The following is an 11,358-nucleotide window of genomic DNA, read 5'->3' as shown; positions in this document are numbered from 1 at the left end:
TTCGTCAGGCTGCCGAATCAGAACATGTGCCGGACGCCGACCATCGCGCCGAGCTGCCCCATCCCCTGGCCGGGCGTCGTGCCGGCCCCGCCGCCGCTGACCGCGTAGCGCGCATGCGCGCTGTTCCACAGATACGACGATTGCGCGTAGACGGCCGTGCGCTTGGTCAGCAGATAGGTCGCGCGCAGCGTGGCCATCGTCGCGCGCGTGTCGTGCGCGCTGTTGATGATCCGGTAGCCTTCGCCGTCGACGACGAAGTCGGGCTTGATCGCATACGACGCACCGAGGAAGAACAGGTCCGAATGCGCGCCGGCCGCGGCCGGCGAACCGGTCGACACGCGCCGCCCGATCCAGCCCGCGCCGATGCGCGCGCCCGCCGCCTGCGCGTAGGCGCTCACGTGCGTGCGTGCATCCTTGCCGCCGCTGCTGGTGAAGGCAACCGGCGCGACGCCGTCGAAGAAGTTCGCGGCGGCGCCCGTGCCGCCGCGCTGCTCCTCGTACGACGCCGCCGCCCCGAAATACGCGCTGTCGTACTTGAGCATCACCGACCAGTTGCGGCATTGCACCGCGTCGCCCGGCACCTGCCCCGCGCACGTGCCCTGCCCCGGCGAGTTGCCGGTGCCCGCGCCGTCGCGGCCGAACGAATACGCGGCGCCGAGCGTCACGCCGCGATACGTGCCGACGTAGGTCACCGCGTTGTCGGCGCGGCCGTTCGGCACGTACGCGTCGAGCGAGCCGAGCCCGTAGATGTCGGGGCCGATGATGTCCGCGCCCTGCAGCGCGAGATACGTCATCGTGTACTGGCGGCCGAACGCGAGCGTGCCGAAGCCGCTCTTCAGCCCGACGAACGCCTGCCGCCCGAACAGCCGCCCGCCCTGCCCGAGATCGCCGCCGCGCACGTTGAACCCGCTTTCGAGCGTGAATACCGCCTGGTAGCCGCCGCCGAGATCCTCGGTGCCGCGCAGGCCCCAGCGAGACGGCAGCTCGCCCGTCACGCCCGGCATGCGCACCACGTGATCGCCGGCCGCGTTCGCGTGCGACACGAACTCGACGCCCGTGTCGATGATGCCGTACAGCGTCACGCTCGACTGCGCGTGCGCGCCCGGCGCGGCCAGTGCGCAGCAGGCGCCGGCGGCCAGCAGGCCGTTCCTGGTTTTCGTGTTCATTGCGTTTGTCTCCAGACCTTGAGTAGGCGCGCTCTGACGGCGCGCATCGAAAAACCGTGAAAGTCAGTCGCCGGCTTGCGGGCGGCGAATCAGCACCAGCGCGGCGACGGCCGCGACGAGCGTGACGGGGATGCTCGCGCCGATCACGACCGGCGCGCTGCGGCCGGCGGCCAGCAGCGTCGCGGCCGCGAGCGGCCCGACGACGGAACCGAGCCGCCCGACCGCCACCGCCGCGCCGACGCCCGTGCCGCGCATCGCGGTCGGGTAATAGATCGCCGCGAGCGCATACAGCACCGACTGCCCGCCGACCACGAACATCCCGGCGGCAAACGCGGCCGCCGCGAGCGACGCGAAGCCGGGCGCGGCCGAGAGCGCGGCCAGCGACAGCACGATCCCGACATACATGCCGCCGACCACGCGCGACGCGCGCATCCGGTCGAGCGCCGCGCCGATGCCGAGCGCGCCGAGCCCCGCGCCGACGTTGAACGCGATCTGCACGAGGCCGACATGTGCACGGTCGAGCCCGCGCGCGGCCATCAGCGACGGCAGCCAGTTCAGCAGGAAGTAGAGGACGATCAGCGTGCAGAAGTAGCTGATCCACAGCGCGAACGTCGACGTCGTGCGGCCGTCGCCGAACAGCGTGTGCGCGACGCTGGTGCGCGCGGCCGGCGTGCCGGCGACGTCGAGATACGCGCGCGATTCCGGCAGGCACCACGCGAGCAGCGGCACGAGCAGCAGCGGCCCGGCGCCGCCGACGTAGAAGATGTGCCGCCATTCGGTGTCGCCGGCGAGCAGCACGCCGATCAGCGACGCGATCACGCCGCCGAACGGAATGCCGCAGTACATCGTCGCCACCGCGCTGCTGCGCAAGCGCGGCTCGACCGCTTCGGACGACAGCGCGATCAGGTTCGGCATCGCGCCGCCGAGGCCGATGCCGGTGAGCACGCGCACGACGACGAGCATCCAGAAGCTCGACACCTGCGCGGTCGCGATCGACAGCAGCCCGAACAGCACGGCTGACGCGATCAGCACGCGCTTGCGGCCGATCCGATCGGCGAGCCGCCCACCGAGCATCGCGCCCGGCAGCAGCCCGAACGTGCCCGCGCTGAACGCGATGCCCATCTGCGACACGGTCAGCCCGAATTCATGCGCCATGCGCGGCGCGGCGACACCGACCGACTGCAGGTCGAGCCCTTCGAGGAGGGCGACCGCGAAACACAGCGCGAGCGTGGTCGCGACCGTGGATTTTTCGGCAACGTAAGTGTTCATCCTGTCTCCAATCCCATGTCTTGTAGTCGGTCGGCCCTGCAACGGCCGCCGCGCGCCGCCGCTGGCCAGTGGCGGATCGGCGCGCGAGGTGTCGTCCTAACGGCTGCCTTTATCAGGCAGCCTGATTCGCTGGCCGCAAGAATGCCTGCCGGTGTCGTGACCGGCCGGTCGTTATGCCTGCTTGGTCCTGCTTGCTCCTGCTAATGCCTGCTCGTGCTGCCTACGCGTAAATCACGTCGGGATCGCGCCGCGCCGGGTCGTACAGCGCGTCGATCGTCGCCGCGCGATGCTGCTGCACGGCCGCCTGGTTCAGCGACCCCTTGTCGGTCACTTCGCCGAGATCGAGCGACGGCGGCGTGTCGATCAGCCGGATGCGCGCGACGAACGTCGAGCCGCCGCTGGCATGCCGGTTCAGCGCGGCAAGCCACGTCGTGAACGCCGCGCGTACGGCCGGTGCGCGCAGCACGTCGGACACCGGCGCGTCGGCGGCGAGCCCCGCCAGCGCGCGGCACGCGTCGACGCGCGGAAACACGAGCAGCCCGATGTCGTCGCGGTTGATTCCGGTGACGACCACGTCCTGCACGTACGGCGCGCCGCTCGACACCGCGTTCGCGCGCAACGGCCCGACGCTGACGAAGGTGCCGCTGCTCAGCTTGAAGTCCTCGGTCAGCCGCCCGTCGAACTGCAACCCGAGTTCCGGCCGCTGCGGATCGGCGAAGACGCCCGCGTCGCCGCTGCGGTAATACCCTTCGTCGTCGAACACGTCGCGTGGATCGACGTCCGCGTGCCAGTAGCCGCGCATCACGTTCGGCCCCTTGAAACGCAGCTCGAGCTTGCCGCCGCACGGCACCAGCTTCGCGTCGCAGCCGGGCGCGGGCAGCCCGATATAGCCGGCGCGCATCAGCGGCCCCGTCGTGAACAGGCACGACGGCGACGCCTCCGTCATCCCGAGGCCGGCCATGATCCGGATGCGCTCGCCGCAATGCGCGTAGGTCACGCGGTCGAGCCGGTCCCACGCGGCCTGCGACAGCCCCGCGCCGCCGAAGAAATACAGCTTCACGCGCGAGAAGAACGTGTCGCGCAGCGCGGCATCACGTTCGAGCGCGACGGTCAGCTCTTCCCAGCCCTTCGGCACGTTGAAGTAGATCGTCGGCGCGATCTCGCGCAGGTTGCGCACGGTTTCGTCGAAGCGGCCCGGCATCGGGCGGCCGTCGTCGATGTACAGCGTGCCGCCGTTGTACAGCGCGATGCCAAGGTTGTGACTGCCGCCGAACGTGTGATTCCACGGCAGCCAGTCGACCAGCACCGGCGGTTCGCGCGTGAGCTCGGGCATCGTCTGGCGCAGCATCTGCTGGTTGCTGCACAGCATTCGGTGCGTGGTCGGCACCGCCTTCGGCTGCTTCGTCGAACCGGACGTGAACAGGATCTTCGCGAGATGATCGGGGCCGACCGCCGCATGGATCGCGTCGATCGTGCGCGGGACCGTCGCGAGCAAGCGCGAGAGCGGCACCGCGCGGCCCTTTCCGTGCGCGCCGGCATCGTCGTCGCGTGCGACGAGCAGCGCCGCATCGGCCGGCAACGTGGCGTCGAGCGCACGCGTGAACGGCGCGCGTTCGGCGACGAAGACGGCGCCCGGGCGCAGCACGCCGAGCGTGTGGCGCAGCTTGCCGTAGTCGGTCGACACGAGCGAATACGCGGGCGAGATCGGCGCGTACGGCACGCCGGCCAGCATCGCCGCGAACATCAGTTGCAGATGCTCGAGATCGTTGCCGGACAGCACCGCAAGCGGACGCTCGGCCGACAGCCCGAGATCGACGAGGCCCTGGCCGAGCGCGCGAGCGCGTTCGAGCATCTGCGCGTAGGTGATCTCGATCCAGCGGCCATCGGCGCCGCGCCGCGCGGCCAGCACGCGGTCGGGGTGCGCTTGCGCGCCGCGCACCAGGCAGTCGGTCAGGCGCGTCGGGTAGTCGCCGAGCGGTTCGCGCGAACGCAGGTACCACGTGCCGTCGTCCGAGCGGCGAATCTCGGCCGCGCCGACGGCGACGGCCGCCGCGCGATAGCGCACGCCGCCCGTGTCGCTCACCTGCCCACTTACGGGCGTCGCTACATTCATCGTCGGCTCGCTCATATCGGGTAGTGACGCGGCGTGGTCTGCACGGTGATCCAGCGCAGCTCGGTGAATTCGGCGATCGACGCGCGGCTGCCGAAGCGGCCGTAACCGCTCGCCTTGGTGCCGCCGAACGGCATCTGCGCCTCGTCGTGCACGGTCGGCCCGTTGATGTGGCAGATCCCCGACTCGATCCGTCGCGCGAGCGTCATCGCCCGGGCGATATCGCGGCTGAACACGCTCGCCGACAGTCCGAACTCGCTGTCGTTCGCGAGCGCGACCGCTTCGTCGTCGCTGTCCGCGCGCAGGATCGCGACCACCGGCGCGAACGATTCCTCGCGATAGAGCCGCATGTCGCGCGTGACGCCGTCGACGATCGCCGGCTGCATCGTCGCGCCGTCGATCCGGCAGCCGAGCGGCAAGCGCGCGCCGTGCGCACGGGCATCCTCGACGAGCGACGCCGCGCGCGCGGCGGCCGCCGCGTCGACCATCGTGCCGAGCGGATGGCCGGCCAGCGGATCGCCGGCGACCAGCGTGCGCGCCTTCTCGGCGAGCCGTTCGACGAGTGCATCGGCGATCGGCCGCGCGGCGATCACGCGCTCCGTCGACATGCAGATTTGCCCTTGGTTGAAGAACGCGCCGAATGCGATCGCGTCGACGGCTGCGTCGACATCCGCATCGTCGAGCACGAGCACCGGCGCCTTGCCGCCGAGTTCGAGCAGCACGGGTTTCAGGTGCGCGGCCGCGTGGCGCGCGATGATGCGCCCGACGTGCGTCGACCCGGTGAAGTTGATCCGCTTCACGTGCGGATGCGCGATCAGTCGCTCGACGAGTTCGGGCGCATCGGCCGCCGCGTGCGTGATCACGTTGACGACGCCCGCGCCGAGCCCGGCGTCGTCCAGCACCGCGCCGATCAGCGCATGCACGCCCGGGCACGCTTCGGACGCCTTCAGCACGACCGTGTTGCCGCACGCAAGCGGCATCGCGAGTGCGCGCGTGCCGAGGATCACCGGCGCATTCCACGGCGCGATGCCGAGCACCACGCCGCACGGCACGCGCATCGCGAGCGCGAGATTGCCGGGCACGTCGGACGGGATCACGTCGCCGTCGATCTGGGTGGTCATCGACGCGGCCTCGCGCAGCATGTTCGCCGCGAGCGTCACGTTGAAGCCGAGCCAGCCGGGCGTCGCGCCGGTTTCGGCGACGCCGGTCGCGATGATTTCGTCGATGCGCGCGTCCATCAGGTCGGCCGCCTTCAGCAGCCGGCGGCGCCGCTCCGTCGGCGCGAGCGCCGCCCAAGCGGGAAACGCGCGGTGCGCGGCGTCGATCGCCGCGTCGGCGTCGGCCGGGCCGGCCGCCGGCGCGCGCGACGCAAGCGCGCCCGTCGCGGGGTTGAATCGGTCGAAGGTTCGCCCGTCGCGGGCGGTGCACCACTCGCCCCCGATCAGCATCCGTCTGTCGGTCATGTCGTCTCCTGCCTTGCCTGTCTCTTGCGGTTGCGTCGACGGTGATATCAGCGCTTGTATGCCTGCAGGCCCGGCTTGATCGCCTTGTCGTCGAGGAACTGCTTCAGCCCCTGCTCGCGGCCGCGCTCCGGGTCACGCAACTGCGCCTGGTCGAGCTTCGCATACAGATAATCCTCGCACTGCTCCCACGTGAGTTCGCGCGAACGCTTGAAGCCATGCTTCGCCGCGCGCAGCACGACCGGGTTCTTGTCCATCAGCCGTGCGGCGAGCGCGATCGTCGCGTCGCGCAGCCCGGCCAGCGGCACGCTGCTGTTCACGAGGCCCATTTCCGCCGCCTCGACGCCGGTGAACGTGTCGCCGGTCATGATGTAGTGCAGCGCGCGGCGATGCCCGACCGTGTCGGCCATCGCCTTGCTGACGAGGTTGCCCGGCGGGATGCCCCAGTTGATCTCCGACAGCCCGAAGACCGCTTCGTCCGCGGCGATCGCGAGGTCGCACGCGACGAGCGGCGAGAACCCGCCGCCGAAGCACCAGCCGTTCACCATCGCGATCGTCGGCTTGTTGTACATCCGCAGACGGCGCCACTGCCATTCCGACGCGTCGCGCCGCACCTTTTCCTGCAGCGCGTCGGAGCCGCCGTCGATCTCGCGGAAATATTCCTTCAGATCCATGCCGGCCGTCCATGCGCTGCCCGCGCCGGTCAGCACCAGCACCTTCGCGTCGTCGTCGAACTCGACGGCGTCGAGCACCTGCAGCATCTCCTGGTTCAGCGTCGGGCTCATCGCATTGCGCTTGTCCGGACGGTTCAGCGTCACCCACGCGATGCCGGCCTCCACGTTCACTTCAACGGTCTGCCAGCGGTTGTCGTACTTGCTCATGTTCTGTTCCTGTCGTTCGTTCCTGTGCGATTCGGTGCGCAGCATTTCTGCTGCGGACGGCTTCATTTAATATCAGGCTACCTGATATTGCAAGCGGCACGAGCGCCGGTGTAAACCCGGAGCGCAAAGCGGGGGGGAAGCGACGGAATCGGGGAACGGTCAGGCGACCGGCAATGCGGCCGCGGGCCGCGCGGCCCGGGCCAGGATGGTTCGAAAAGGGGGTCGGTCAGCCGCGCAGGTTGCGCGAGAACAGTTCGAGCGCGCGCTGCACGTGCGCGGCGTCGTCGGCGGAGATGTCGCCGAGCATGCGCGTCTCGAGCGGGCGCAGCACGGCTTCGCATTCACGCAGCATCGCCGCGCCTGCGTCCGTCAGCGTCAGCAGGATGATGCGGCCGTGCGACGGGTCGGCCTCGCGCGTGACGAAACCGCGGGCGGCCATCACGCTCATCACCTCGTTCGCCGATTGCGGCGTGATCCATGAGCGCTCGGCCAGTTGCGCATTCGACGACGCGCCGCGCGCCTCCAGCACCGACAGCGCCGTGTATTGCGCGAGCGTGATGCCGAGCGGTGCGAGCGCGTCGGTCATATGCCGGCGCAGCAGCCGGTCGAGGCCGCCGATCACGTAGGTCAGGCGCTGCGGCGCGCGCGCCTTCGGCTTGTCGCCCGTCGCGCGGGGGGCGTTCTTCGCGGTGTTCTTCGGGTGCGCGGGCTTGGTCGGTGCGGAACTCATGGTGCGGGCGGGATGGAATTGCGGGCCATCTTACCAGCAGGTCGACGGGGCGAACGGGGTGTTCGGGGAAGTAGGACGGCCGCCGCGCGCTCATGCATGCGCGGCGGACCGCGAGCGTGTCAGTGAAGCCCGCTGCGTCAGCGGCATCCCATGAACGGGATCCATTACGCGATCAGCCGCGCGGCGCGCCCATGAAGCGCGCGGTCGGCAGCCCCGCATGGCGCGTCTGCGCGACGAACACGCCGCCGGCATCGGCATCGCTCGCCAGCGCGTCGTCGCTCAGCCCAACACGCGCACTCGTCACGTACAACCGGCCTTCGCCATCGAGCGTCACGCAGCTCGGCTGCGCGGTCGGCACCGCGATACGTTCCGTCTCGACGCCGTCCGCGGCGTAGCGCACCACCCGCCGGCCGCCCCACTGCGCGTTCCACAGGCCGCCGTCGCGGTCCATCGTCGAGCCGTCCGGGTCGCCGTCCGCATCGGTCAGCCGCACGAACGGCCGCACGCCGGCCACACCCGCGCGGCCGTAATCGCACACGAGGATTTCACGCACGAGCGAATCGCAGAAGTACATCTTCGAGCCGTCCGGCGAGAACGCGATGCTGTTCGCGATCGCGGCCGGCGGCAACGCGAGCCGTTCGAGCGTGAGGTCGGCATTGAGCCGGTAAAACCCGCCGACCGCGCGCGGCGGGTCACCGCCCTCGTCCTTCATCCCGAACACGAACGCGCCGGACGGATCGCAGCGCCCGTCGTTCAGGCGCGTCGGCAATTCGGGTTCGACGTCGACGATCCGCGTGAACGCGCCGCTGCGCAGGTCGAAGAACGCGAGTTGCGTCGCGAGCCCGACGAGCAGCACGTCCGGATCGTGCGTCAGCGCGAAGCACGCAAGCCGTTCGGGCATCGGCCACTGCGTGAGGTCCGAACCGTCCGCGCGGCAGCGCCACAGTTGCGCGCCTTCGATATCCACCCAATACAGCGCGCGCGTCTTGTCGCACCACGTCGCGCCTTCGCCGAGCGTGTTGCGGGTGTCCGCCAGCCGCGTCGCCGACGCGGCCGGATCAATCTGTTGCATTCCGTCTCCCGATACTTGTTGCATGCGCAGGCAGCCACGCATTCGTCAGATCTTCATCGCGCGCCGCTGGTTGCGACGATACTGGTCGAACAGCACCGCGAGCAACAGAATTCCGCCGCGTATCAGATATTGGTAAAAGGTCGGCACGTTCAACAGGCTCATCGCGTCCTGCACGGAGCCCATGATCAGCACGCCGACCAGCACGCCGGAGATCGTCGCGACACCGCCCGTCAGCGACACGCCGCCGAGCACGCACGCGGAGATCACGCCGAGCTCGAGGCCGACCGACGTCTTCGGGTCGCCGAGGCTCATCCGCGACGCGAGCATCACGCCGGCGAAGCCGGTCACGAGCCCCTGCAGCACGAACACCGCGATCTTGATGCGCATCACCGGCAGCCCCGCGAGCAGCGCGGCCTCGCCGTTGCCGCCGACGGCCAGCACGTTCTTGCCGAACACCGTCTTGCGCAGCAGGAAGCCGAACACGACGAAGCCGATGATGTTGCTCCAGATCGGATACGAGATGCCGAGGAACGAGCCGGCGCCGAGCTCGAAGAAGCGTTCCTCGGAGATCATCACCGCGTCGCCGTTCGACGTGATGAACGCGAGCCCGCGCACGACTTCCATCATCGCGAGCGTGACGATCAGCGAATTGATCCGCCAGCGCGCGATCAGCACGCCGTTCACGAGCCCGACCGCGCCGCCCGCGAGGATGCCGGCCACGGTGCCGAACACGACGCTGTGCGTCGCGGTGATCAGCGTCGACGCGACGACGCCCGAGAACGCGACGATCGACGCGACCGACAGGTCGACTTCGCCGAGCGCGAGCACGAACATCATCGTCACCGCGATCGAACCGATCAGCGTGACCGACAGCAAGAGGCCCTGGATGTTGCGCGGCGTGAGGAAGTCCGGCACGGTCAGCGACAGCGTCGCGAACAGCACGAGAAACACCATCACGATGCCGGAGCGGTTGATCAATTGCCACACGCCGCCGCGCGCTCGCGCGGGCGCGGCCGTGGCATCCGGGGACGGGGAAGTGCGTTGGGGTTGCATTGCCTGGCTCATATCAGTTCAGTTGCTTTCCGGTTGACTGCACGGCGCTAACGCGGCAGCGCGAGCTTGATCAGCGCGTCGGGCGTCGCCTGCGCCTTCGCCACTTCGCCCGCGATCCGTCCTTCCTTCATCACGATGATCCGGTCCGACACGCCGATCACCTCGGCCAGGTCGCTCGACACGAGGATCACCGTGCGGCCCGCTTCCGCGAGTTCGTAGAACAGGTTGTAGATTTCCGCGCGCGCGCCGACGTCGATGCCGCGCGTCGGCTCGTCCATCAGGAACACGTCGATGCGCTCGGCCAGCCAGCGCGCGAGCACGACCTTCTGCTGGTTGCCGCCCGACAGCGCGCCGATCGGCGTGTCGCCGTCGGGGGTCTTGATCGCGAGCCGCTCGATGTAGCGTTGCGCGAGGTCGCGTTCGCGCCGCGCGTCGAGCAGCACGCGCGCCGGGCTGAAATGACGGCGCGCGCTGATGTTCAGGTTGTCGGCCACCGACGCGATCGCGACGATGCCTTCCTGCTTGCGATCCTCCGGGCACAGCGCGATGCCGGCGCGCACCGCGTGGCGCGGGCTCGAAAACGCGACGCGCTTGCCGCCCAGCTCGACGTGGCCGCCGCTCGGGCGCGTCGCGCCGTACAGCAGCTTCATCAGCTCCGAGCGGCCCGCGCCGACGAGCCCGAAGAAGCCGACGATCTCGCCGCGGCGCGCGGCGAACGACACCGGCTCGGACAAGCCGGGCCCGGTCAGCCCCTTCGCCTCGATCATCACGTCGCCGGCCGTGCGCGGCCGGTAGCCGTACACATCCTCGATCGAGCGGCCGACCATGCAGCCGATCAGCTGGTCGCGATCGAGATCGGCGACCGATTCGAACGTCTCGATCCGGCGGCCGTCGCGGAACACCGTCACGCGGTCGCACAGCGCGTCGACTTCCTCCATCCGGTGCGTGACGTAGATGATCGCGCGCCCTTCCGCGCGCAGCGAACGGATGATGCGGAACAGCTGCGTCGTCTCGCGCGCGGACAGCGAACTCGTCGGTTCGTCGAACGCGATCACGCGCGCGTCGCGCATCAGCGCCTTGCCGATCTCGATCATCTGGCGCTGGCCGATCGACAAATACTTCACCGGGATGTCCGGATCGATGTGCTCGCCGAGGCGCTCCAGCGCATCGAGCGCACGCACCGCGAGCGCGCGCTCGTCGACCACGCCGAGCCGGCTCGGCAACTGCCCGAGCATCAGGTTCTCCGCGACCGTCAGCTCCGGCACCAGATGCAGCTCCTGGTAGATGATCGCGATGCCGGCCTCGAGCGCGGCGCGCGTCGACGCGAAGCGCTGCACCGTGCCGTTCAACGTCAGCGTGCCGGCCTGCGGCTGGTTCACGCCGGACAGCACTTTCAACAGCGTCGACTTGCCCGCGCCGTTCTCGCCCATCAGCCCGTGCACTTCGCCCGCGCGCACCGACAGCGACACGGCATCGAGCGCGCGCACGCCCGGGAATGTCACCGTGATCCCGTCGAGCGCGAGCAGCGCGCCGCCTGGCGGCGGCGCGGCGGCGCCGCGCGTGGCCGCGTCATCGTTGCCGGACACGGCCGTGATCGTCTGCATCGTCATCGCGTCG

The 11,358-nt window shown here is 69.8% G+C and carries 9 protein-coding genes; all 9 read right to left on the bottom strand.

The window, feature by feature from the left end; genetic code table 11:
* Positions 1–17 precede the first annotated feature (17 nt).
* A complete protein-coding gene (locus ABIC50_RS32080; protein ID WP_354168767.1) occupies positions 18–1,166 on the bottom strand; it encodes a porin in 1,149 nt (382 codons plus the stop codon).
* 63 nt (positions 1,167–1,229) lie between these two features.
* On the bottom strand, positions 1,230–2,435 hold the full coding sequence (gene mhpT / locus ABIC50_RS32075) for a 3-(3-hydroxy-phenyl)propionate transporter MhpT (protein WP_011659853.1): 1,206 nt from the start codon (positions 2,433–2,435) through the stop codon (positions 1,230–1,232).
* A 220-nt stretch (positions 2,436–2,655) separates the two neighbouring features.
* The gene (locus ABIC50_RS32070; RefSeq protein ID WP_354168766.1) at positions 2,656–4,563 is read right to left on the bottom strand and encodes a feruloyl-CoA synthase; all 1,908 of its coding nucleotides are present in this window, start codon (positions 4,561–4,563) and stop codon (positions 2,656–2,658) included.
* Positions 4,560–6,008 (bottom strand): aldehyde dehydrogenase, encoded by a 1,449-nt coding sequence (locus ABIC50_RS32065; protein WP_354168764.1) that lies wholly within the window; start codon positions 6,006–6,008, stop codon positions 4,560–4,562. The genes ABIC50_RS32070 and ABIC50_RS32065 overlap by 4 nt, the downstream gene beginning before the upstream one ends.
* A gap of 47 nt (positions 6,009–6,055) precedes the next feature.
* The gene (locus tag ABIC50_RS32060; protein ID WP_105832604.1) at positions 6,056–6,886 is read right to left on the bottom strand and encodes a p-hydroxycinnamoyl CoA hydratase/lyase; all 831 of its coding nucleotides are present in this window, start codon (positions 6,884–6,886) and stop codon (positions 6,056–6,058) included.
* Positions 6,887–7,112: 226 nt separating this feature from the next.
* The gene (locus ABIC50_RS32055) at positions 7,113–7,616 is read right to left on the bottom strand and encodes a MarR family winged helix-turn-helix transcriptional regulator (protein ID WP_354168762.1); all 504 of its coding nucleotides are present in this window, start codon (positions 7,614–7,616) and stop codon (positions 7,113–7,115) included.
* A gap of 172 nt (positions 7,617–7,788) precedes the next feature.
* Positions 7,789–8,688, bottom strand: coding sequence for an SMP-30/gluconolactonase/LRE family protein (locus ABIC50_RS32050; protein WP_354168760.1), 900 nt, complete (start codon positions 8,686–8,688; stop codon positions 7,789–7,791).
* Between the two features lie 45 nt (positions 8,689–8,733).
* Positions 8,734–9,753: an L-arabinose ABC transporter permease AraH gene (araH, locus tag ABIC50_RS32045; protein ID WP_043173039.1), complete on the bottom strand. Its 1,020-nt coding sequence runs from the start codon at positions 9,751–9,753 to the stop codon at positions 8,734–8,736.
* A 35-nt stretch (positions 9,754–9,788) separates the two neighbouring features.
* The gene (gene araG, locus ABIC50_RS32040; RefSeq protein WP_354168759.1) at positions 9,789–11,351 is read right to left on the bottom strand and encodes an L-arabinose ABC transporter ATP-binding protein AraG; all 1,563 of its coding nucleotides are present in this window, start codon (positions 11,349–11,351) and stop codon (positions 9,789–9,791) included.
* Between the last annotated feature and the right edge of the window lie 7 nt (positions 11,352–11,358).

This window comes from Burkholderia sp. 567, from assembly GCF_040545115.1.
In the GTDB taxonomy this organism is placed as follows: Bacteria; Pseudomonadota; Gammaproteobacteria; order Burkholderiales; family Burkholderiaceae; genus Burkholderia; species Burkholderia ambifaria.
The sequence above is the reverse complement of the archived record's forward strand: the minus strand, read 5'-3'. Positions and strand labels throughout refer to the sequence as shown.

Excerpts from the sequence above, each read along its gene's own strand:
- ABIC50_RS32080 (WP_354168767.1), bottom strand. The coding sequence starts at position 1,166 with ATGAACACGAAAACCAGGAACGGCCTGCTGGCCGCCGGCGCCTGCTGC.
- mhpT (WP_011659853.1), bottom strand. The coding sequence starts at position 2,435 with ATGAACACTTACGTTGCCGAAAAATCCACGGTCGCGACCACGCTCGCG.
- ABIC50_RS32070 (WP_354168766.1), bottom strand. The coding sequence starts at position 4,563 with ATGAGCGAGCCGACGATGAATGTAGCGACGCCCGTAAGTGGGCAGGTG.
- ABIC50_RS32065 (WP_354168764.1), bottom strand. The coding sequence starts at position 6,008 with ATGACCGACAGACGGATGCTGATCGGGGGCGAGTGGTGCACCGCCCGC.
- ABIC50_RS32060 (WP_105832604.1), bottom strand. The coding sequence starts at position 6,886 with ATGAGCAAGTACGACAACCGCTGGCAGACCGTTGAAGTGAACGTGGAG.
- ABIC50_RS32055 (WP_354168762.1), bottom strand. The coding sequence starts at position 7,616 with ATGAGTTCCGCACCGACCAAGCCCGCGCACCCGAAGAACACCGCGAAG.
- ABIC50_RS32050 (WP_354168760.1), bottom strand. The coding sequence starts at position 8,688 with ATGCAACAGATTGATCCGGCCGCGTCGGCGACGCGGCTGGCGGACACC.
- araH (WP_043173039.1), bottom strand. The coding sequence starts at position 9,753 with ATGAGCCAGGCAATGCAACCCCAACGCACTTCCCCGTCCCCGGATGCC.
- araG (WP_354168759.1), bottom strand. The coding sequence starts at position 11,351 with ATGACGATGCAGACGATCACGGCCGTGTCCGGCAACGATGACGCGGCC.